At 62.8% G+C, this 21,703-nt stretch carries 19 protein-coding genes, 2 tRNA genes and 1 pseudogene; 2 read left to right on the top strand and 20 right to left on the bottom strand.

What is annotated here, in order from left to right; genetic code table 11:
• Nucleotides 1-37: 37 nt before the first annotated feature.
• The 9 genes from CEK69_RS05575 to CEK69_RS05535 form a co-directional block, all read right to left on the bottom strand.
• Nucleotides 38-2,509 carry a VirB4 family type IV secretion/conjugal transfer ATPase gene (locus CEK69_RS05575; RefSeq protein ID WP_017911229.1) on the bottom strand — a complete coding sequence of 824 codons (2,472 nt, stop codon included), beginning with the start codon at nucleotides 2,507-2,509 and terminating at the stop codon, nucleotides 38-40.
• Nucleotides 2,510-2,678: 169 nt separating this feature from the next.
• Nucleotides 2,679-2,990: a VirB3 family type IV secretion system protein gene (locus tag CEK69_RS05570; protein ID WP_010340363.1), complete on the bottom strand. Its 312-nt coding sequence runs from the start codon at nucleotides 2,988-2,990 to the stop codon at nucleotides 2,679-2,681.
• Nucleotides 2,983-3,378: a TrbC/VirB2 family protein gene (locus CEK69_RS05565; RefSeq protein ID WP_017911231.1), complete on the bottom strand. Its 396-nt coding sequence runs from the start codon at nucleotides 3,376-3,378 to the stop codon at nucleotides 2,983-2,985. Before CEK69_RS05565 ends, CEK69_RS05570 begins: the two co-directional genes overlap by 8 nt.
• A 73-nt stretch (nucleotides 3,379-3,451) precedes the next feature.
• A complete protein-coding gene (locus CEK69_RS05560; RefSeq protein WP_193313910.1) occupies nucleotides 3,452-4,327 on the bottom strand; it encodes a lytic transglycosylase domain-containing protein in 876 nt (291 codons plus the stop codon).
• A gap of 146 nt (nucleotides 4,328-4,473) precedes the next feature.
• Complete coding sequence (gene virB11 / locus CEK69_RS05555) at nucleotides 4,474-5,517, bottom strand: P-type DNA transfer ATPase VirB11 (protein WP_017907223.1); 1,044 nt, start codon at nucleotides 5,515-5,517, stop codon at nucleotides 4,474-4,476.
• A gap of 19 nt (nucleotides 5,518-5,536) precedes the next feature.
• The gene (locus tag CEK69_RS05550; protein WP_152235965.1) at nucleotides 5,537-6,715 is read right to left on the bottom strand and encodes a TrbI/VirB10 family protein; all 1,179 of its coding nucleotides are present in this window, start codon (nucleotides 6,713-6,715) and stop codon (nucleotides 5,537-5,539) included.
• A complete protein-coding gene (locus tag CEK69_RS05545) occupies nucleotides 6,712-7,473 on the bottom strand; it encodes a TrbG/VirB9 family P-type conjugative transfer protein (RefSeq protein WP_017911235.1) in 762 nt (253 codons plus the stop codon). The genes CEK69_RS05550 and CEK69_RS05545 overlap by 4 nt, the downstream gene beginning before the upstream one ends.
• Nucleotides 7,470-8,480, bottom strand: coding sequence for a VirB8/TrbF family protein (locus CEK69_RS05540; protein ID WP_152235964.1), 1,011 nt, complete (start codon nucleotides 8,478-8,480; stop codon nucleotides 7,470-7,472). Before CEK69_RS05540 ends, CEK69_RS05545 begins: the two co-directional genes overlap by 4 nt.
• 61 nt (nucleotides 8,481-8,541) lie before the next feature.
• Nucleotides 8,542-8,964 carry a hypothetical protein gene (locus CEK69_RS05535; protein WP_017916128.1) on the bottom strand — a complete coding sequence of 141 codons (423 nt, stop codon included), beginning with the start codon at nucleotides 8,962-8,964 and terminating at the stop codon, nucleotides 8,542-8,544.
• A gap of 77 nt (nucleotides 8,965-9,041) precedes the next feature.
• On the opposite strand from CEK69_RS05535, the gene CEK69_RS21005 reads away from it, so the two are divergent.
• Nucleotides 9,042-9,179 (top strand): hypothetical protein, encoded by a 138-nt coding sequence (locus tag CEK69_RS21005; RefSeq protein ID WP_193312563.1) that lies wholly within the window; start codon nucleotides 9,042-9,044, stop codon nucleotides 9,177-9,179.
• Nucleotides 9,180-9,364: 185 nt separating this feature from the next.
• On the opposite strand, the gene CEK69_RS05530 is transcribed toward CEK69_RS21005, so the two are convergent.
• The 4 genes from CEK69_RS05530 to uvrB form a co-directional block, all read right to left on the bottom strand.
• Complete coding sequence (locus CEK69_RS05530; protein ID WP_026143628.1) at nucleotides 9,365-11,038, bottom strand: type IV secretory system conjugative DNA transfer family protein; 1,674 nt, start codon at nucleotides 11,036-11,038, stop codon at nucleotides 9,365-9,367.
• Between the two features lie 253 nt (nucleotides 11,039-11,291).
• Nucleotides 11,292-11,549 carry a hypothetical protein gene (locus CEK69_RS05525; protein WP_017907229.1) on the bottom strand — a complete coding sequence of 86 codons (258 nt, stop codon included), beginning with the start codon at nucleotides 11,547-11,549 and terminating at the stop codon, nucleotides 11,292-11,294.
• 152 nt (nucleotides 11,550-11,701) lie between these two features.
• A tRNA-Val gene (locus CEK69_RS05520) sits at nucleotides 11,702-11,776 on the bottom strand.
• 98 nt (nucleotides 11,777-11,874) lie between these two features.
• Nucleotides 11,875-13,905 carry an excinuclease ABC subunit UvrB gene (gene uvrB, locus CEK69_RS05515; RefSeq protein WP_152244333.1) on the bottom strand — a complete coding sequence of 677 codons (2,031 nt, stop codon included), beginning with the start codon at nucleotides 13,903-13,905 and terminating at the stop codon, nucleotides 11,875-11,877.
• 147 nt (nucleotides 13,906-14,052) lie between these two features.
• On the opposite strand from uvrB, the gene CEK69_RS05510 reads away from it, so the two are divergent.
• Nucleotides 14,053-14,589, top strand: coding sequence for a Tfp pilus assembly protein FimT/FimU (locus CEK69_RS05510; protein WP_152244331.1), 537 nt, complete (start codon nucleotides 14,053-14,055; stop codon nucleotides 14,587-14,589).
• 44 nt (nucleotides 14,590-14,633) lie between these two features.
• Here CEK69_RS05510 and CEK69_RS05505 read toward each other — a convergent pair.
• The 7 genes and pseudogenes from CEK69_RS05505 to CEK69_RS05475 form a co-directional block, all read right to left on the bottom strand.
• Nucleotides 14,634-14,710, bottom strand: a tRNA-Asn gene (locus CEK69_RS05505).
• 89 nt (nucleotides 14,711-14,799) lie between these two features.
• Nucleotides 14,800-15,219: a type IV pilin protein gene (locus CEK69_RS05500; RefSeq protein WP_152244329.1), complete on the bottom strand. Its 420-nt coding sequence runs from the start codon at nucleotides 15,217-15,219 to the stop codon at nucleotides 14,800-14,802.
• Nucleotides 15,219-18,968 (bottom strand): pilus assembly protein, encoded by a 3,750-nt coding sequence (locus CEK69_RS05495; RefSeq protein WP_152244327.1) that lies wholly within the window; start codon nucleotides 18,966-18,968, stop codon nucleotides 15,219-15,221. The genes CEK69_RS05500 and CEK69_RS05495 overlap by 1 nt, the downstream gene beginning before the upstream one ends.
• A gap of 10 nt (nucleotides 18,969-18,978) precedes the next feature.
• A pseudogene (locus tag CEK69_RS05490) lies at nucleotides 18,979-19,561 on the bottom strand (PilX N-terminal domain-containing pilus assembly protein).
• Entirely contained in the window at nucleotides 19,558-20,526 is a 969-nt protein-coding gene (locus CEK69_RS05485; protein ID WP_152244325.1) for a PilW family protein, read from the bottom strand. Before CEK69_RS05485 ends, CEK69_RS05490 begins: the two are co-directional and overlap by 4 nt.
• Nucleotides 20,523-20,999 carry a type IV pilus modification protein PilV gene (pilV, locus tag CEK69_RS05480; RefSeq protein ID WP_017907236.1) on the bottom strand — a complete coding sequence of 159 codons (477 nt, stop codon included), beginning with the start codon at nucleotides 20,997-20,999 and terminating at the stop codon, nucleotides 20,523-20,525. Before pilV ends, CEK69_RS05485 begins: the two co-directional genes overlap by 4 nt.
• 25 nt (nucleotides 21,000-21,024) lie before the next feature.
• The gene (locus tag CEK69_RS05475; RefSeq protein ID WP_017911245.1) at nucleotides 21,025-21,519 is read right to left on the bottom strand and encodes a GspH/FimT family pseudopilin; all 495 of its coding nucleotides are present in this window, start codon (nucleotides 21,517-21,519) and stop codon (nucleotides 21,025-21,027) included.
• Between the last annotated feature and the right edge of the window lie 184 nt (nucleotides 21,520-21,703).

The following is a 21,703-nucleotide window of genomic DNA, read 5'->3' as shown; positions in this document are numbered from 1 at the left end:
CTTGTAGAAGATTGCCACGCGTGACTGGGCGAAGCGGTCAGCTGACCGCCGCCGCCCCCCGATTATCCGAAGACACCGACCTCGCAGGACCCGATTTTCCGGAGCCCTTGCGACGTGCGTAGAACTCGTTCAACCACTGCTCGGGCGTCAGATCGTCCGGCGCGACGCCGTGCTCCTTGGCCTTGCGCTCCAGCACCTGGTGCATGATTTCGATATTGTCGGTCGACGCCGAGATGACCGACAGCGCATCGTCCATGCCGCGCAGATTGAGCTGGCACACCGACGATCCATGGCCCTGCTTGACCAGGAAGCAGCGCGAGCGCTCGTCCAGGCTGACCACGACCTGGTACTCGGCCTCGGTGAGCTTGAGGCCGTCCATGTAGTCTTCCTTGCTGGCATTGGGATTGGGCAGCAGGATCATCGTCGCGGTCTGTTCGACCAGCGCCGCGGAAATGTCGCTGGCAAGCGCATCCTCCGGGCTCTGGGTGGCGAAGATACCCAGGCCGTTCTGTTTACGGATGGTCTTCTGCTTGTTCTTGGCGAATTCCTTCAGGCCGCCCTTGCCATCGAGGATCTTCCAGAACTCGTCCATCACGTAGATGAGCGGCCGGCCGTCGATCAGGGCTTCCAGCCGATGCAGCAGATAGTTGATGACCGGAACCCGCACTTCCGGATTGTCGATGACGTCGGTGTAGTCGAAGCCGATGATGCTGGCCTTCTCCAGGTCGATCGTATCGACCGGATTGTCGAACACCCAGCCGTGCGAGTTGCCGGCCGTCCACTTGCGCATGCGCGCGTACAGACCGTCGTCGCCCATGTTGGGCAGGCTCTTGCGGAAGTTGGTCATGCTGCGCAGATGCATGGGCGTGTCGAGCATGCCCTCCACGCCGCGGAAGATGTCCTCCTCCTCGCGCGAGGTGTACTCGATCTTGCCTGCGAGGACCTTGATCAGGTCGGCCAGGAACTGCACGTTCGCCTCGGTGCGCTCGCACTGGAACGGGTTGAAGCCGGTGGGCTTGCCGTTCTCCAGCGCCAGGTAATTGCCACCGCAGGCACGCACGAAGATCTCGGCACCGCGGTCCTTGTCGAAGAAGAAAATGGTGGGAATCGGATCGAACTTCTGCACCTGGCTGAGCAGAAAGTTGATCAACGCGGTCTTACCGGTACCGGACTTGCCGATCACCATGGTATTGGCGATCGCCTTCTCGCCGAGCGAGTTCTCCGCCGGATGCGTCGCGTGGAAATTGAAGTAGTACGGCTGGCCGTTGGTGGTCTGCAAGGTGGTGACGCACTCGCCCCACGGATTGTTCTCGCGCTTGCCCTGGGCGAAGTTGTGCAGCGGCGACAGACCGAGGAAGTTCAGTGAGCTGACATTGGCGATACGCGTGCGGTAGCGCCAGTTGCCAGGCAACTGCGCGTAAAAGGAGGAAGCGACCGCCAGATCCTCCTTGGTCGAGACGAAACCGGCATTGGACAGTTCCGCGCGGGTGGTCGCCACCTGCTGCGAAAGCTTCTCCTGCGTATCGGCGTAGATGGCAATGGTGAAGTGATATTCGCCCAGGACGAAGTTGCCAGACGACAACTGATCCATCGCCAGGTCTAGCTCGTGGATCTGGCTGACCGCCTTGTCGCCGGAGGACACCATCATGCCCTTGGTGCGATCGAGCACCTTCAACGCATCGTGCCGTCCCATCGGGCTGAAGGAGTGGGTCACCACATACTCGAAGTCGAGATACTTCAGGCCATTGAGGATGCCGGGATAGGTTCCGTCGGTGTATTCCTTGATGTTCAGAATGGCACCGAAATGATTGACACCCTCCGGGGTCTTGATCACGAAGTCGCCGGTCTTGTTGGCGAACATGTGCTTGCTGACCGGCAGATAGGCGGGCACCGGCGCCTGCAGCACCGGTACCGGCTCGTCGATGCGATTGATCAGATAACCGAAGAACTCCAGCGTCTCGGAGAACACCACGCCATTGGTGGCCTCGTACATGCTAAGCCGGTACGGCGAATAATCCTTCAGCACGGCTTCGACGTTGCCTGCCAGTTCGAGAACCTTGGCGATCGCCTGGTCCTGCTCGGACTGCAACTGCGGAATGCTCGACGACTTGTCCATGAGACGCTTACCTGTCACCACCGGGCGATAGATCATGGTCATGTACAACTCGTTCTGCATGATCTTCTGCGACGACAAGGCGCCGTAATACTGGTCCGACAAATCCTGGTTGAAGGCCTGCTGGAACTTGCCCTCGTTCTTGATGCGACGACGGCGGCGCACATCGTGCACCCAGAACGCCACATTGGCGAAATCCGGGGCACGCAGCGTCTGCAGCATGCGATTGAAGGTGTTGTGACGGTGTTCGATCTCCCACTCTTCGCGGCCCACGAACGGAAGCCCGCCCAAGTGCCAGACCAGCATGAAATCTCCTCCCGTCGTCTTCAGCACGGACGGCGCCACATGCGTGGAGATGGAAATGAACTCGCTGATCGAAGTATCCGGGATGAACATAATGAAGTGACTCAGAATCCGTTTCGTCTTGCCAAGGCCCGGCGCGCATACCCCGGGAACTGCCGACCTCGCTCAGACAAGCCATCGCGCGTCGACACGAAAAACCGAACAACCCCATGCACGACACAGGCGTCGTGCATGGGGCCGAGACCCGATGCCGGATTCCAAGCTAGCGCTTGGCGCCCGGCACCTCTTTCCTGTACTCATTCGGCGAGAACACCCACATGCCGGAATAGCGCTGCAGGTTGCGCACGCGCATCCGCATCATCCAGCGTAACCCGAGCATGCGGAAGATCATCTCGTCTCGCTTGGTCATCTGCTGCATGACGAAGACGATGACCGGAATGAGCAGCAGCAGCCACATATCGAAATAGATACCCATCAGGAAGCCGCCACCCGCGCCGATGAAAAACGGGATGTACGGCACCCCGAAAAACATCGCCGGTCGGGTGCAACCCCGGAAAAGCACGTTCTTATGCATAGTGCAGAACGTGCTGGATCATATCGATCGCCGCAGTGGCCGTGCACTGCTTCTGGCCGGTGTCGCCGATCAGCATCTTGGCCAACTGGCCGGCCGCGCCGATCAGCACGCCACCTAGCAGCACCGGCGCCACTTCGGAAACGCGCTTATGCGCAAACGCGATCTGGTAGCCGGCGAAGACGACCGCGATCGTCACCACCACGATGGACGCCATGTTCAGGATATTGTTGGTCTTGCCGAGGAAGTTGCAGACCTTGGTATCGGCACCGGCATAGTCCTGCGCCATCGCGAAGCTGGACGCGAGCAGGGCCACGGTGAACACCGCCGCCTGCAACGCCGCCGTGCCGATGACCTTGGCGTTCGACTTCATCTGATTGTTCTTGAACATCGTGAGTATCTCCTTGACTGGAAAACAGGGGGTGATCAAAAAGCCATTTGCATGGCCGCGCTACTGCATCTGGCTAGAATACGAAGGCCCCGTCGCCAGGCGTCGGCGGCGGCGTACTTGCGCCAGGAACGGTCGCTCCCGCCACGGCCTGAGGCGCGTGTGCGGCAACGTGCGGAGCTGGGGACGCTCCGCCACCTGCAGGAACCGCCACTCCTTTGCCGGCGCCTGTAGGTCGTATTACGTAGAGATCGGAATCTGCAGCGGACAGTTGCGCCGCCGGTGCGGCCGCAACTGTCCCAGCGGTCTGCTGCGTTGGCGCCGCGACGGCAGCCTGAGGGCGCAGAGATGGCTGACCTTGCACGGCCAGGCCGCTGGCAAGCTGGTTCGCCGCCGAGTCGATGCGCCGCGACACGATCGAATCGACTTCGCGCACCGCCGCGGCCTTCACCGAGTCGTTGACCGCACGACGCACGCTTCCGGCCGGGATCACCGGGATCGCACCCGCGGTGGACGCGGCGAGCGCCCTGCCCTGGTTGATCGACGCGTAGACCTTCTGCACGTAACCGTGGCGGTACCCGGTCTCGAAGTTTCCGGAGTAGTAACAGCTGAACGACTTGCCCCAGTTACCGCCGGAGCGGCTATAGCACTCGGCCAGGATCTTCGAGGCGGCCTGCAGATTGGGACAGGTCTTGAATGCTTTTTCGTAGGTATCCAGGCCGTACTTGATCAGGTTGTAGCGGTTAACCTGCCCGAGACCGAGGGAGAAATTGTAGCCCTTCTCTTCCAGCATCCGCGCCGTGGCCACCGCTTCGGACAGGTTCTGCGGCTGGCGCACCAGGCGACCACCGACCACACCGATCGCAAACGGATTGTGCGACGACTCGACGCGCACAACGTGCTGCATGACTTCAGCCGGAACCGCCATTTCGGGACAGCTGAGTAGTTCCATGCCTGGCAACATGCCGTGGTTACTCCCTATGCATCGGCGTCGTGGCAAATCGCCCAGAACGCCGCAGATGTCGCAAATCAATCGTGTTGGAAGAAAAATTCAAAGTCAATCGGCGCCGCTTCGCCCTATCACCTTAATGAACATATTCATCCCCCGCCCGACTGCATGCGTTCCGGATCGAAATCGATACCGGTGATATAGCGCCGGCCCGCGTGCGATTTGATGTGGACAACGATGTCGATGGTCATCATCAACAACCGCTTGATGACCGCGAACTCCAGGCCCGACCCTTCGGCCGACGCCTTGACCATCAGCGCCAACTGATCCCAGGTCTGCCCGATGCTGCCAGCATGACAGCTGGTGATGGAACCGGGATGACCGGAAGCGCAGTTGCGGATGAAGTAGAACGACTCGTCACCGCGCAACTCCGCAAGAATGATGCGGTCGGGCTTCATGCGCAGGCATGCTTCCATGCAGCTCTTCGCGGTGACGTTGCTCGTGCTTTGTCCGCCTTTCGAGTAGAGCAAATGCACGGAATTGGGCTGGCTGATGAAGAGCTCGCGCGCGTCCTCGATCGTCACCAGCCGCTCTTCGTGCGGGATGTGATTCACCAGCGACTTCATGAAGGTGGTCTTGCCGCTACCGGTGGCGCCGGCAACGACGACGTTCTTCTTGAACAGCACCGCCTTCTTGAAGAACTCGGCGTAATCGCGCTGCCGCCGCAGCTCGAGAAGCTCGCGATCCTGCTCGCTCAGACCCGACTGCACCTCCAGGATCTCCTGGAAGAAGCCGTCTTCCTTGTACTGCTCCAGGGTCTTGGTGTGCTTGGACGGCAGACGGATGGTGATCGACACCTTGCCGGCGTCGCAGGCCGGCGGGATCACGAACTGCGCGCGCTGTCCGGTGGGAAAGGTCAACGACACCACCGGATCGGCATCGGTGATGCGCTGGCCGGTATTGCTCTCGTTGACCACCGCCGTACAGAACTGCCGCGCGCGATCGAACGTCAGCGACGGGATATCCATCCGCTGCCAGCCACGCAGGGTCTCCAGGTACAGCTCGCCAGGACGGTTGATGCAGATTTCCGTCACGTCCGGCGAGTTGAGGTAATCCAGGATGCCCAGTACCGAGTACTGGTAATCCAGGAAATCCGTGGAGATCTGCGCGGTCGGGGAGTCGTCGAACGTCACGTCGCTGTCTCGATCTCTGTCAACGCGGCAGCACGGCCGTGAAGTCGACGTCCTTGGCGACGTAGACGTTCACGATGGTGCCCTGGTTGATGGTCACGGTGGCGGGACGGCGGCGATCCAGGGCCTGGTCGGCCAGACGCTGGATGGACTGCGCCGTGTTGCTCTCGTACGGCTGCTCGGTGACGATGCCGGAATTGAGGCCGGTCGTCGTGGTCTTCGGGCCATGCTCGGCCGCCGCCCACTTGAAGGCGTCGCTGAGCAAGCTGATCATCAGCGCGGACGAGATGCGGCTCGCCCAATGCGCACTGTATTGACCCGGGTGGCCGGCGCTGCCGAGGTTGTCGACGCCGGGACCAACCAGGGTCACATCGATGCCGGTAGGGGTGGTGATGCGATCCCAGACGACCTGCATGCGCGGGCCGGTCGGTTCCCCGGGACCGTACTGGCCGAGGATCTTCGATCCCTTCGGCAGCAACAGGCGGCGGCCGTTGATGGAGTACACCGGCTCGGTGATGATGCAGGAGGTGAAGCCGGGGAAATCGGTGATGATCCGCGTTTCCAGCACGCAGCGGATGTAGGTGCCGCGCACCAGCAGACCGTCCGGGTTGGCGATCGGCTTGGCAGAGGTCTCCTGCTCCTGCTGCATCGGCGCGCCACCCTGCTCCTGTCCCGGCATCATGCCACCCAGGCCCTGGCCACCGGCGTCCTGTTGCAGGCCGGCCATGCGCCGCTCCAGCAAGGACGGCCCACGCTCCTGTCGCGGAGCCGACTGCGTCTGCGTGTCGGTATCGGTGGGCATCGGCGGCAACGGCGGCAGACTCGGTTGCTCGGCCAGTGGCACCGGCTCGGCCGGCTGCACCGGTGGAGGCGCCGCGGTCTGCGGCAACGCAGGCGCCACCACCGCTTCCTGGCGCGGCTTCGGTGCCGGCTCAGGCGTGCTGCTGCCGCTCACCAGCCAGAAGATCGCAAGGATCAACAGCGCGGCGATGCCGCCCAGGAACACCAGCGCCTTGCGATTGAGCTTCTTCAGATCGCTGGAGCGGAGCACCGGCTCATTGGCGTCCAGATCCGGGTCAGCGGTCTGCTGCTGGCGAGCGAAATAGGGATTCTCGCGCGGCGCATCGTCCGCATGCGGGGAACGCGGCTGACCGTGGTCGTTGCCGTAGTTTTCGTCAGACGGGGGTAGATTCGAGTTCACTTTTGCTTGTTCCTACGCAAGCCGACAACATTCTTGCCGTGGCGGATGACCAGGAAGGGATAGGTCCCATGGACAATCAGGGTGTTGCCCTCGACTGTCGTATTGACCAGGAAATCCTCATCGCTCTCCTTCTCGCGACCGAACACGGCCGGGAAGTTGCCAGTGGGGAAACGCGTCAGATCCATTTTGATGTAGGTGAACTTGCCATCGTCGTAGACGCTGCTCGGCACGATCCACATTTGCTTGGAACGCGTGGAATAGTCGTAGTCGAAGTAGTAATGACGATCCTTGGTCAAGCGCGTGTCGAGCTGCGACTCGTCCTTCACCTCGTCGCTGGCGGCGGCAAAGCTGGTGTCCTTCGGATAGGTGAAGGTCACTTTGTATTGCACGCCGGCCTGCTTGGCCTGCTCCAGCCGCTGCCAATCCGTCGCTACCACCTTCAATTCGAGGATGTAGGAGTGGGTGGCGGTGCGGATCATCATGTTGGTATCGACGTCGACGTTCTTCGGCTTCAGGTAGAAGACGTTCTCGCGACGGCTGAGTTCCCAGCCACTGGTGAAACCGGTGCTGTAATCGAGGATCTTCTCGTTCGGGCTCAGTTCGATCTGGGTGGTGATGCCCAGGCCGGTACGCACCTGATAGATCTTGTCAGGCTCGTACTCGTACTGCTGAACCACCTGGGCCGATGCAATCGGCGCGAACAGACCCAGAGCCAGCAACGCAAGATGCGCCGAACCGGTTTTCGTCAGGAAACTCATCGAACGTTCGCTCCATTACCGTTGTGCTGAGGTGCAACGTTGGGTGCAGGGGCTGCCGCAGCCGGCTGCGCCCCTGGATAGACAGGCGCACTCGCCGGATTGGCCATCGGCGCCGGCTGCGTGGCCGGCACCGTACCGTTCGCGCCAGGTGCCGTCGGCTGACCTGGCATCCGCTGCATCGGCACTTCGCCCGCCGCTCCCGGCATCTGCGCGGCCGCAGGCTGCTGAACCGCGCCGGTCTCAGGAGCCTGCACGGCCGACGAAGGTGGCACTGGCATGGCCGAGTAGTCGTTGTCGACCCGGTAATCGGTCACCTGGAACCCCAACGGATTCTGCACCCGCAGTTCGTCGTCCATGGCCAGATTGCTGTTGTACTTGAAGCCGATAATGGCGAACTTGTTGTCGAGGAACGTGGATTGCCCCGTCTTCTTGTCATAAATGCTGCGCTGGAAGCGCACGTTCGCGCCTGTATACGGTTTATTGCCCCCGCCGAGCAGGTTCATGCTCAGAATCTTGACCCGAATCGACCGCGCCTTGCCATAGGTGTAATACGGGGCCGAGGGATTGTTGGGTGCGTGCAGATTGAAGTACTCGGCACCCACCGCGGTGTCCCGCGGCGCCATCGAGAACACCGTATTCCAGTCGTTGAGCCCCATCATCTCCGAATCGTAGGACTCACGTGCGGTGATGAAGCGCGCCACGTTGCTCTTGGCCAGCGCTTCGCTGTTGGTGACACTCTGTACATCGCCGCTGTTGCGCAATACCGTCACCGAGGAATTGCCGGTATACGCATCGGCCATCACCAGATACGGCACCTTCTCCTTCAACGGCAGCATGTAGTAGTACCCGCCGCCCAGCAGCAGGCACATGATGATGGCCCCGAACGCGACCCACCACGCACGGCGCTCGCTGCGGCGAGCCAGATCAGCAATGCTGATTTCGTAGTTGACCGCCTTCGCGACCGCTTTGTTGACGTTTTCGCTTTCGACCGGCTTTTTACCGAACATCAGACTTCACCAGGTTTCGTAATGTGGCTGTCGGCGCGCAGCGTGCAGGCCGACGGTGACGTCACTTCGCGCTGCCGCTGGCTGCCGGCGCGCCGCTCAGCGACGACGACGGCTGCACCAGGATGCGATTGCCCGCCGCGGTCACGCTCAGCCCTTCCTGCGCATAGACCACGCTCAGCTCGGCGACCGCCTGCTGGATGCTGGTGGTGTTGATCTTGGCGACCGGGGCATACAGCGTGTAATCGGACTGGATGCCGTAGGACAGCTGCATGTTCGAATCCTTGGCCCAGCGCTCGAGCATCGTCTTGAGCGTGCCGTCCATCGGGATCGCCTGATACACGTACGACGAGTACAGCGGGATCTCCATGGTCGACTCGGAGAAACGGTTGACCGGCTTCCACTTGCCGCGGAAGTCGGGTGCCGGCCTGGTTGCACAGGCGCTCAGCAGCGCGACGGCACTCAACGTAGCGATCAGCCGAAACATATGCGTTCTTTTCACGCGAGCCTCTGAATTGCGGAAACGTATAGAGAGCGGGCGGCGCGCAGGCGGCCCACTGCTGGATGGCGAAGTTCGACGCGACGGCACGACATGCGCGTCGCGGCAAGGAAGGCGCCGGGAACGGCGCGGGCACGGATCTGCTGCAGACAACCGGACGGATCCGAGGCCGCGCGATCAGCGCCGAAGAAAACGGAATTTGACAGCAAACCTTCCATGTCACCCCTTACGTGCGCCGTTCGGCCCACGCCCCTGTTCCTGTTTCTGTTACCAACGCACCGCCATACTCGCGAGAATGTGCCGCAGGGGCATGCCCACGTCAAGCATTTGGCAAAAAAACGTTCAAATGATAAATACGCCCAAAAAATAGGTGTTTTTCGTCACACTTTCATATCGAGAGTGTCGGAATATCGACTTTGGGACGCAGCCGCGCGGTGAAGTAGCGATCCTTGTAGTACTTGATCTTGTCGCACTTCACCGGATGCGGAATGCCCTCGTACAAGAACACCTCTTGATCGTTGCCCATCGCCTTCAACTCTTGCGGCAGCATCAGCGCCCGCTTCTCCTCCGACACGCTTCGGGTCACATCCTTGCCGCGGGTGACGTTCTTCTTGCGGAAGGTGGTGTAGCCGAGCATCTCGGAGTAGTCGTTGGCATCCTGCTGCTCGCGCGGAGCGTAGAGAATCTGCAGTGCATGATTCGTGATGATGGTCCGCGAGATGTCCTTGCCATAGGTGGCATCGAGCTGCGCCATGCTCTGGATGATCGGCAGAAGGCGGACATTGTAGCCAGCCATATATGACACTGCCGAGGCGATGATGTCGACCTTGCCGATCGCGGTGAACTCGTCCATCAGCAGCAGGCACTGATACTTCAACGCCGGATTGCTCTTGGGCAGTTCCTTGGTGTTGAGGTTGATGATCTGGCTGAAGAACAGGTTGATGATCAGGCGGCTCTCGGCCAGCTTGTTGGGCTGGATGCCGATGTAGATGGTCATCTTCTTCTTGCGCAGGTCGGTGAGCAGGAAGTCGTTGTCGCTGGTGGCCGCATCCAGCACCGGGTTGATCCAGGCGTTGAGCGGCTCCTTGAGCGTGCCCATGATCGAGGCGAAGGTCTCGTCCGCCTGCGACAGCAGGTTGGAGAACGCCGACTTGGCGTTGCCGCTGAGGAAGCGCCGCTCCGACAGCGACTTCAGGTACTTCTTCAGGTCGGTGCCGTCGCCGGACGACAGGCGGTAGATCGCGCCCAGCGTCGGCGTGCCGAGACCGCCGGGGAAGCCGATGTTGCGCTCGTCGTCCCAGTTCTCGAACAGGTACAGCGAGAACGCCATGAACGCATTGCGCGCCTGGCTGACCCAGAACTTCTGGTCGTCGGAGCCATCCGGATACAACATGGCGGCGATGCTCATCAGGTCCGAGACGCGGAACGCCGGATCGTCGGAGACATAGCTGAGCGGATTCCAGCGATGGGTGCGACGGTCCTCGGCGAACGGATTGAACAGGAACACCTCCTGGCCCTGGCTGGCGCGCCAGCCGCTGGTCAGATCGAAGTTCTCCTGCTTGATGTCCAGGACGACCACCGATTCCTGGTACTCCAGCAGGTTCGGAATGACCACGCCGACGCCCTTGCCCGACCGGGTCGGGGCCGCCAGGATCACGAACTGCTGGCCACTGAGGCGCACCAGCTTGCCGCGGAACTTGCCGACAACGATGCCATCGCCGCTGGTCTTGAACAGCCCATGCTTGGACAGGTCGGCCGCGCCGGCGAAGCGCGCGTCGCCATGCAGGCTGCGCTTGGGCGGCCTGAACATCAGCACCAGGATCAGCAGGGCCACCAGGCCGGGCAAGCCGAAGCCGAGGTAGCCGGCCCATTTGATCTTGCCGACGTACGGAGCCACCTCCGGCAAGCCGATGGCGTGAACGTACTGATAGTAGGTGCCAAGCCCGAACATCCGCGTGTCCAGCTTCAGCAGCAGCAGGACCAGGTAGCCGGACAGGAAATAGCCGCAGACGGCCGTGAGCACGACGACGAGCGCCGCCGCAACGAGTTTACGATTCGACAAGCCCTATCCTCCCTGATCCATCCTGGCCGACATTCTAGAGCGAGTTCCGCGCTTTGAGAGGAGTTGCGTCGGTGGTGTGCGCGTCGGGGGGACCTGCAAGCACGGCATCGACCGGAAACGGCGCTTGGCCAGGGAGGTCGACCGTCACAAGCGCCAGGCCCCAGATGGCGCCTGCGCAATGCCCGGGACTCCGGCACGTCCTGCCCGGCGAGTACTGCTGGTGGGCTTGCGACCGCCCAGACGTGCAGACGCGCTAGCGACGCTGCCGCGTGCTCGGCTTGTTACGCGAGGGCTTCTTTTCCGCGCTGACCGCGTCCCGATCGCGCTCGACCAGAGTGTCCAGGAAGACACGCGCCTCGTCCCAGGACATGTCGTGCGGATCCACCCGCGCACCGCCGTCGGTGGTGACCGTATAGCCCACCACGTTGGCCGGGCTGTAGTCCGGCTCCCGGGTCAACGCCACGAGCTGGTAGCGTCCCTTGACTTGCACCGTATGATGGTATTCCACCATGCGCCTGGCCTCCTCGCCTGATCGTCCGCTCGGATGCTAAAGCAAGCCCGGCCGCGCGGCCAGCATACGAGCGCACCCGGTGGCGTGAGCGCAGACACAAAAAAGCCGGCGTCTGCCGGCTTTGTCGTTTCCACGTTCGCTTTTTCGCGTCGTGGTGGGCGGTACAGGGTTCGAACCTGTGACCCCTACCATGTCAAGGTAGTGCTCTACCGCTGAGCTAACCGCCCTTCTCTGCCGCGGCGCACCGCTGCAGGGGCGCGAATCTTAGCCCACCTGGCGGACAAGAACAATACCCACCTTCCGATCAGGCACCGCTGCGGCCCGCCTAGCCGACCAGACTGGCGTCGCGCAGCTTCTTGATCTGGTCGCGCACCCGCGCCGCATCCTCGAACTCCAGGTCCCGCGCGTGCTGGTACATCTCCTGCTCCAGCGCCTTGAGCCGCGCGACGATCTCCGCCGGGGCCAGCGCCCGGTAGTCGGCCGGCTCTTCCGCGACCCGGCGCGCCTTGCTCTTGCCTTTGCCCTTGCCCGACTTGGCCTCGGTCGCGTCCTCGCGCGCGCCCTCCAGGATGTCCACGATCGGGCGCGCCACCGACTTCGGGACGATTCCGTGTTCCAGGTTGTACTCCACCTGCTTCTCGCGGCGGCGCCCGGTTTCGTCGATCGCGGCCTGCATCGAACGCGTCATCTTGTCCGCGTAGAGGATCGCCTTGCCGCGCAGGTTGCGCGCGGCACGGCCGATGGTCTGGATCAGCGAGCCGGTGGAGCGCAGGAAGCCTTCCTTGTCGGCATCCAGGATCGCGACCAAAGAGACCTCCGGCATGTCCAGGCCCTCGCGCAGCAGGTTGATGCCGACCAGCACGTCGAACTTGCCCAGGCGCAGGTCGCGGATGATCTCCACGCGCTCGACCGTGTCGATGTCCGAGTGCAGGTAGCGCACCTTCACCCCGTGCTCGCCCAAGTACTCGGTGAGGTTCTCGGCCATGCGTTTGGTCAGCGTGGTGACCAGGACACGGTCGCCATCGGCCACGCGCAGGTTGATCTCCGACAGCAGATCGTCGACCTGGGTCGCCACCGGCCGGATCTCCACTTCCGGATCGATCAGCCCGGTCGGGCGCACCACCAGTTCGGTGATCTCGCCGGCCGATTCGCGCAATTCGTAGGGGCCCGGCGTGGCCGAGACGTAGATGCTGCGCGGCGAGCGCGCCTCCCATTCCTCGAAGCGCAGCGGCCGGTTGTCCAGCGCCGACGGCAGGCGGAAACCGAATTCCACCAGGGTTTCCTTGCGCGAGCGGTCGCCTTTGTACATCGCGCCGATCTGCGGCACGGTGACGTGCGACTCGTCCACCACCAGCAAGGCGTCCGGCGGCAGGTAGTCGAACAGGGTCGGCGGCGGTTCGCCCGGCGCCTTGCCGGTCAGATGCCGCGAGTAGTTCTCGATGCCGTTGCAGAAGCCGACCTCGGCCATCATTTCCAGGTCGAACTGGGTACGCTGCGCCAGCCGCTGCGCCTCCACCAGCTTGTTCTGCGCGTACAGTTGCTCAAGCCGATCCTTCAGCTCCAGCTTGATCGTGTCCACCGCGCTGAGCGTGCGCTCGCGGGTGGTGGCGTAGTGGGTCTTGGGGTAGATCGTGTAGCGCTGCAGCTTGCGCAGCGTCTCGCCTGTCAGCGGATCGAACAGGGTCAGCTGCTCCACGTCGCCGTCGAACAGTTCGATGCGCAAGGCCTCGCTGTCGGATTCGGCCGGGAACACATCGATGACCTCGCCGCGTACGCGGAAACTGCCGCGGTGCAATTCGTACTCGTTGCGGGTGTACTGCAGATCGGTCAGGTGGCGGATCAACTGGCGCTGCTCCAAGTGCTCGCCGATCGACAGGATCAGCCGCAGCGACAGGTAGTCCTCCGGCGCACCCAGGCCGTAGATCGCCGAGACCGTCGCCACCACCAGCGCATCGCGCCGCGACAGCAGGGTCTTGGTCGCGGCCAGGCGCATCTGCTCGATGTGCTCGTTGATCGAACTGTCCTTCTCGATGAAGGTGTCCGAGGACGGCACGTAGGCCTCGGGCTGGTAGTAGTCGTAGTAGCTGACGAAGTACTCGACCGCGTTGTTGGGGAAGAACGCCTTGAATTCGCCGTACAGCTGCGCCGCCAGCGTCTTGTTCGGCGCCATCACCAGGGTCGGCTTCTGGATCGCCTGGACCACGTTGGCGATGGTGTAGGTCTTGCCCGACCCGGTCACGCCGAGCAGGGTCTGCTTGGCCAGGCCGGCCTCGAAGCCGGCCACCAGCTTCTCGATCGCCTGCGGCTGGTCGCCGGCCGGCGAATACGGCGATACGAGTTGGAAACGGTCGGACATGCACAAGCCTCAAGGTGAAGAGCGAGGCCGACAGTGTCGGCCGACCCCGCGCCGGGGAGATTTCCTACATGGGAACGCACAACCCCCTCATTCAAGCCCTGCCGCCCGGCCGCGAGACTGGCGACCTCGCACCGGGAGACGACGGACATGCGGAACGCTGCAGCCAAAGGCTACACATTGCTCGAGGCCATGATCGTGATGGCGGTGATCTGCCTGCTCGCCGGCATCGGCCTGCCGGCATTCCGGGAGCTGCTGGCGAACCAGCGCTTGACGGCGGCCACGCACCAGCTGAGCGCGCACTTCGCCATGGCACGCAGCAGCGCGATCAGCCTCGGCGTCCCGGTCAGCGCCTGCCCGTCCAACGGTGACGGCAGTTGCCGCGGCGACAGCGACTGGAGCCAGGGCTGGCTGGTGTTCCGCGACCCGGAACGGCAAGGCCAGCCGATCGCGCCGGACAGCATCCTCAGCGAAGGCAGCGCGCCGGGCGTCGGCGAACTGGTACTGCGCTCCAACCAAGGCCGCCCCTCGATCCGCTTCCTGCCCGATGGACGCAGCGCCGGCAGCAACCTGACCGTCAACATCTGCGAGCGCGGCCGGTTACGCGCAGCGGTGGTGGTCAACAACACCGGACGCATCCGCACGCGAAAAGCGACCGAATCGATGCCCTGCCGGACGCCGGACTGACGCGCAAAAGCAAAGGCCGCGATCGCTCGCGGCCTTTGCGGATTTGGCGCCCGAAGTTGGACTCGAACCAACGACCCCCTGATTAACAGTCAAGTGCTCTAACCGGCTGAGCTATTCGGGCGGGGAGGCGCATTGTATAGAGGCCTCATGCCGACCGCAAGGGGTGAACCCGTGCTTTCCTGACTGCAACTGCGCCCTACCGGCCCAGCTTCACCAGCAGGTACCCTCGCCAGCGCCAGTGGACGTTGTACGCGCCCCCTTCTGATCGATGCTGAGCGCGCCGCACTGGGTGTCGTTGGCCAACTGCGGACCGGTCGGCGTCGCCGTCAACTTGAACGTGTTGGCATTCGGCGTACCTGTGAAATCGACGTTGTAGAACTGCACGGCATCGCTTTCGCACTGAGGCTTGGGAACACGCTCATACGTCAGCTTGGTGGTGTAGTAGCGCTCGATGAGCTGCGCCCCTTGCTGCAAGCACACGGACGCCGCCGAGCGACGGGCCTTGACCACGTGCGACTGATAGCTGGCGAACGCGATCGCCGCCAGAACACCCACGATCGCGACCACGATCATCAGTTCGATCAGGGTGAAGCCGCGCTGCCGGCGGGACGGAAAGGAAGAAAGTCGCATCAATTGTTCCTCAGAAGTTCGCGCCAGGACACGCGCTTCATGCTGAGCGCGCTGCTGTTGGTACCGAGCGTGGTCGTACTCGCGTTATCCAATGCGATCTGCATCTGGTTGCCGATGAAGATCGGACTGTTGGGGCTGCTGTTCAGGCCGATGCCGGAGACAGGGGTGCCATTGAGTGTATCGCCGGTGCTGGATCCGCCGCTGCCGTCCAGGTCGAAGAAGGATTGCGACAGCCGGCCGCCGGTGAACGGGTTGATCGCCATCACGAAGCCCTTGCCGCTGGGGCTGCACACATCGCCCGAATCCGGAATACGCGTGGTCCCGATCAGCGCCGTGCCCTGGAAGAAGTTGGACACCACCATGCGCTCGCCCTGCGGCGTGCCGGGAGGCGACAGCAGGTCCATGTACCAGCCGTCCTGCCCGGCGTTGGGCTTGTCCTCGATCACGCGCACGGCAAAGCCGTTGACGGTGCCTTCCTGCAGGATGTTGACCTTGTTCAGGGTGGAACGATTGGAGGGGATGGTGCTGCCGCGGTCGATCAGGCCATACCAACTCTGCACGTCCTTGTTGCCCAGATCGCCGCTGGACAGGTACTTGCCGGTCCCGAAGAACACCCAGGTCAGGCCCGTCGCCGGATCCTTCGCCGCCGTGGGTGCAGCGGTGATCGGTTGCGCCTTGGACGCATAGCTGGCGGAGAACAGCCTGCGCGCGGTACCGCGGACGCCGGACATGTCGAACGCCCACAGATTGCCTGCGAGATCGCCGGCATACAGGCGATCGACGATGAAATTGTTGTTGGATGACCAAGCCAGCACGCCCGACAGGCCATTACTGGTACCGGTTCCCGCGGCAATCTGCGTGGCGGCTCCACCAGAGATATTGACGAGGATGAGGTAGGCAGAATCGCTGGTGCTGTTGGGACCATTGCCGAGCATCGCGTACCACTGACCGTCGGCGAGCTGCCCGATGATCGGCTTGCCGAGATTGTTGCCCAGTCCGACGAGGTCGGTGGTCGTGGAGGTCTTGTCCCACAGCAGAGTGATGTTGTTGGGATCGGTGACATCCAGCGCGAACATGCCCTTTCCGCCCCGCCCCATGGTGCCGATCAGCACCGAGCGCCAGCTGCCCCCGGAGTAGACGTCCGACACGGTGAGTTCGCCATCCACGTAATACCGGTGCTGGTAGTTCGGATCGGTGTAGTCCAGCAACCCGGTCATCGCCGCTTTCGGCACGAAGGCGAACTTCTCCGCACCGGTGCTGGCATCGAACCCATGCAGCATGCCGTCATTGGCACCGACATAGATCATCGGCGCGCGCGTGGACTTGGCCGCAGCGAAGGAGGCATAAGCGCTGGCGCCGTTGAACGTCGCCGTCGTGTACAGCCGTGGGTTGGGTGCTCCCACATAGACCGGCTGCGAGTTGACGATGTCGCCAAGGATGCCGCTACGGGTACGCAGGACGCCACCGTTGGCCTTCTCCTGCGAGCGATCGCCACGCAGATAGTCGATCTGGTTCTGCGTCGCGGACGACAACGGCGTTCCGGCGAGCTTGCCGTAGGCGAAATTGTCCAGATTCCCGTTCGAGTTGGCGAACTTGATCGTCCGGGTATCCCAGGCCGGGAGCTGCGCGCCCGCGCTCCACGCCTGGGTCAGCGCGCCGGTGGTCTGGTTGACGTCGTACGCCACCACATCGCCACGCCAGGTGCCGCTGTAGAACACGGACTGGTACGTCCGCGCGCCCGCTTCAAGCTTGGTCGTATTGCTGGCGAGGGAAGCTGCAGACCCCTTCATCTCCTCCAGGATGCGCTCGAACGCCTGGCGCAGGCTCGCCACCATCTTTTCCGCGTCGGCGGCAAGGTAGTAATTGTCCGGCTTCTTGTAATTGGCATTGCCATTGACGTAGGAGCTGCCGTCCCACCAGGTGGAGTCCGCCAAGGCGCTGATATTGGTCTCCGGATCGTAGCCTTCCGGCACACGGAAACCGCCGTACTTCGTGGTCAGCCAATACTGGTTGGTGCTCGGCGACTTGTAATCGCCATATTCCACAACGTCGACCCAGTGTGTGGAGAGGGTCTGCTTGCCAGGCAAGCCATCGCTGGCGGTGTCGGGACGCAGATCCTTGGTGTGCGCGTCGTAGGCGAGCGCCGCGATGTAGGCGGAGTTCTTGTCGCTGTTGAACTGCGACGTGACCGCGCTGGAGGCGGCGTCGTTGGCAGACTTGCCTTCCTTACGCCAGATCTGCGTCATACGGTCGATAACGCTGACCGAGGTATCGCGGGTCACTTCCGGAGGTGTGGCCGGCTCGCCACTCAGGTTGGTGGTGTTGCCTGGCAGATTCTTGTCCAAATGCGTGTTGGTGTCGCCGATGCCCAAGATCACATTGATCTGGCAGCGATAGGAAATGGGATCGTTCCACTGGGTGATGACCGGGAAACCATCGGCTTGCTGGTATCGCTGCTGCGCGTTTCCGCTCAACGAAGAGTAGGCCGCGATATTACCCTGGTGTTTGAAATAGCGGATTGCGGCGTAATAGAGCTCACTGACATCGTCGTACGACTTGACGTTCTTGCCGGTATTGAGTTGACCGAACTTGTTCAGATAATTGATGACGCCGCTGTTGACGACCTGATACTGAGGGTCTGTCCCGCCAATCGCCGCGGTCGTTGCTGCAGCGTCGGAAACATCGGGATTTTGATAGATGACGCCAGTCTGCGGATCCCACTCTCGCGCCGCATTCGCAAGCGCTCCCTGATCGGGGTTGTAAGTATATGGCCCGACGAACTTCTGGTTTGCGCGCAAAATACCGCTATCCACGGAAGGATCGTCAGTGTTCTTGTAACCGAAGACACTGTAGCGAATGCGCTTGGAATACTGCTGAATCAACCCCTCCGGCTTATAGCCTCCATTGGGATAGGCGACGCAGTTGTCCTCGAGATACGAGGCACCCAGACTGGCATCGCAGACCTTGACCCGAACAGACACCTGGAACGTCAGGCTCGTATCCTGGACACAGCCAATGTTCTGAGGGGACGTACAAGGCGAACCGTCAAGCATAAGGTAGCTGCCATCCAGGGCATGCTTGCTCGGGTCGTAGGCGATCGCAGTTCGTGGCGCATTTCCGAGGTTGCTTGCGGCGAAATTCATCTTGTTGCCGAGACCATCGATGCGCATCCCGAAGCTTTGCCAGCTGGCCGCCGTTCCACCGGAGATGAGCACCTGGTTGTTGCTTATGAAGCGCCGCGGAAAATTGCCCGTACTGTCGCGATCGGCGATCGCCTTCTCGAGAATGGTCTCAGTCGCGGTATCGCGTACGCGATACCCTCCCGTCAACGCCGAACGAAAAGGATCGATCGTCTGAGTGGCCGCCCAATTCAGGAAATTCCCCGCCCATACGCCGGCCCCGCCACAGGAATAGCTGCCCGGGTTTTTGCCCAGCAGTCCGACCGGATAAAAATAGCGATCAGTTTCTGTATCGCTGTAGTGGTATCTGTAGCACTTGCTGGAATCGAAATAGCCCACGAATTTGGTCGTCGCCGAATAGGTATCGGACAAATTCGCCTTGCTGATCACCGTCGGAAACTCCACCGACGGCACGAATGCCAGGTTGCCCGGCACGTCGCTGCCCACATACAGCGGCGACTGCGAGACATCCACATCCGCACCGGCGCCGCCGACGGTACCGATGAATAGACCGGCCACCACGGCAAGGAGCCAGTCCCGGTACGTCGTCTTCTTCGCTCGACTGGTCATAGTGGGATCCTTACTTGACGGTGACGTTGGTCTGCAGCACGACGATGGCCCGGCCATTGGACGCGGCCGGGTTGCCGCTGCGCGCGATGACGCGGTAGTAGTGCTCCAGCGAGGTGCCGCCGGTGCCGCCGTACTGGTTCTGATTGATGCTCGACCCCAGGCCCAGCTGATCCTCGCTGGTGCGCTGGCCCAGATACTGGATGTAGTACTGCGCGGGGACGGCCTGGCCCGTCGGGGTCACCGTGCCGTCCACCCAGCACTCCTGGGTGCCGAGCGCACAACCGCTGGAGGCATTGCCGGTATAAGTGTTGCTGGGAACCGCAGGGCATACGGTGCCGGGGACCTTCACGCAGTTGAAGCCGACGGTGTTGCCCTTGCCAGCCTCTGTCTGAATCAGTTTCTCCGCATCGCGCAAGGCGCCTTCGGCGGCCTGGAACCCCAGGCTGCGGTCGTACATGTTGGAGGACATGCGCTCCTGCAGCAGCGTGCCGCGCAAGACGGCGAGGCCCCAGCAGGGTCATCACCAGCAACAGCAGCAGGACGACGATGAGCGAAATGCCGGCCTGCCGGCGGAGCGATGGCGACGTGTTCACGGGTTCCGGTTCCTGATGCTCACGATCGTGCTGAAGGTCCGCGTCACCGGCTGCTTGTTGGCGCCGGCCGACGTATCGGCGCTGACGGTCATGTCGATCTTCACCGCGATCACGTTGGCCCAGTTGCCCACGCCGCTGGCATCGGCATAGGCGGTGCCGCCGGTGGACAGATACTTGAACTGCAGGCCGGTGACGCCATCGGCGATTTCGTTCTTCTGGCTCGTGCCGCCCGGCAAGGCCACTTGCTGATACAAGGAGGTGCCGCCCGTTCCTCCGCTGCTGGCCGCGACATACCAGCGCACCGCCCGCACTTCGGTCAGGATGGAGTTGATCTCGTAGGTGTAATTGTTCGAGCCGGCGACGCACACGCCCGGCAGGCGCCCGAGCCGTGTGCAGGCATTGAGGCCGCCGCTCGCGTAACTGGCCGTGGTGCCGGAAACGCTGTTCACCTGCAGCACCGCCAGTTGCTGGCGATCGCACAGCAGCATGATCGCGTTGCTGTGCAGGTCCGGTGCTGCCGCGTTGAGCGTCAGCGTCTGGTTCGCCGGGTTGTGCGCGGTCACGGTGGCGCCGCCGGTACCCGCGGAGAGGATCTGGATCGCGTCGGTCCCTGCCGTGACGGTGAGACCGGACGGGTTGCTGTTTTTGTAGCCGGTCAGCGGCAGCGTCCAATTCATCCACCAGCTCGCCGTGGGATTGTTCAGCACGTTCGCGACCGGCAATCCGGAATCGCAAGGATTGCCGCCGGCCTCGCGGATATCCTGCGCCATCATCTCGAAACCGGTCCGGGCCGACTCCTGGAGCCGGCTGAGGCCCTCGGTCGCCGCATAGGTCTGGCGGTTGGATAGAAAGATGCCGATCGCCGCACCGACCACCAGCAGGCCGAGCAGCATCGAGATCATCAGCTCGATCAGGTTGAAGCCGGATTGGCGCCGTGGCAGCGCCCGCGCGATCAGTGTGTTCACAGTTGGGCCGCCGTGCTCAGGGTCTGGGTCGCGCTGCCGCTGGTGTTGCCGCCAGTACTGGAGTTCACGCCGCGGCTGTCGTCCCATTGCACGGTGATCGTGCAATTGCCGTCGTTGCAGGCGATGGAGCCGCACGTGGTGGCCGGGTCGCCCCCGATCGCCGCCTTCAACCCGCTGAGCCAGACCGCCTTGTCGTTCGCCACCAGGTCGCCCGCCGCCGGCGCCGTGCAGAGCATGCTGCCGGTGTTGTAGGCCCCCAGCATCGCCGCGCTGCGGTTGGCCCGCATCGCATCGAGGATGGTGTAGGTCTGCATGACGATCTGGCTGCGCTGCAGCGCGCTCTGGTTGTTGCGCAACGCCGTGGTCTGCATCGCCGCCACGCCCAGCATCCCCACCCCCAGGATCAGCACCGAGATCATCACCTCGATCAGGGTGACGCCCGCCATGTGTCTACCGTTCTCGAACCGCTTCATGGTGTCTCCGCTTGCCGGAACCGGCTCAGCCGGTGGTGGTGCAGCTGCCGCCGTCGGATGTCGATGTGACCTGGGCGCGGCTGCCGCCCATCAGTTTGACGCTCCGGACATTGTTGGATGGGTTGGTAACCGCCATGCAGACGACGATGCCACCCGTCACCGGCGTACCGCTGCTGTTGCGCGCGATGCCGTCCGCTCCGAAGGTCAGCTTGTCGCCCATCGCATCCAGGGTCGTACTGGTGACGACCAGGCCAGTGCGCAGGGTCGTGCTGCGCAGCACGGTGCCGTCGCGGGCCACGGTCAGGTAGCGGGTCCAGTTGCCGCCGCTGGCGCAGGTCGCACCGTCGTCGCTGCGGCACAGGCTGACGCCACCGTTCAGGCGCACCGCCTCCGAGCGCGTCAACTGCACCGCGGCGATCAGTTCGTTGGCGGCGCCGGTCAAGCGGTTGCTGCGGATCAGACCGGTGAAACTGGGCACCGCCAGTGCCATGATGATCGCCAGCACCGCCACGGTGACCATCAATTCCACCAGCGTGAAACCACGCTGCGTCCGTTCGGCAAGGCCACGCGCGCAAGGAACAGCCATATCCTTCCCCAGATTCTCCCGGCGGCCACGCTAGCGGCCGGACCGCGACCGCGCCAGCCGTTGCCGACGGATGGCGGATATGGGGGAGTGGACGGACCGTGCGCGACAGGGCGCCAGC

The organism is Xanthomonas sp. LMG 12462 (assembly GCF_009192885.1).
GTDB classification, from domain to species: domain Bacteria; phylum Pseudomonadota; class Gammaproteobacteria; order Xanthomonadales; family Xanthomonadaceae; genus Xanthomonas_A; species Xanthomonas_A sontii.
Note: the sequence above shows the minus strand (reverse complement) of the source record. Positions and strands in the feature narration are given on the sequence as shown.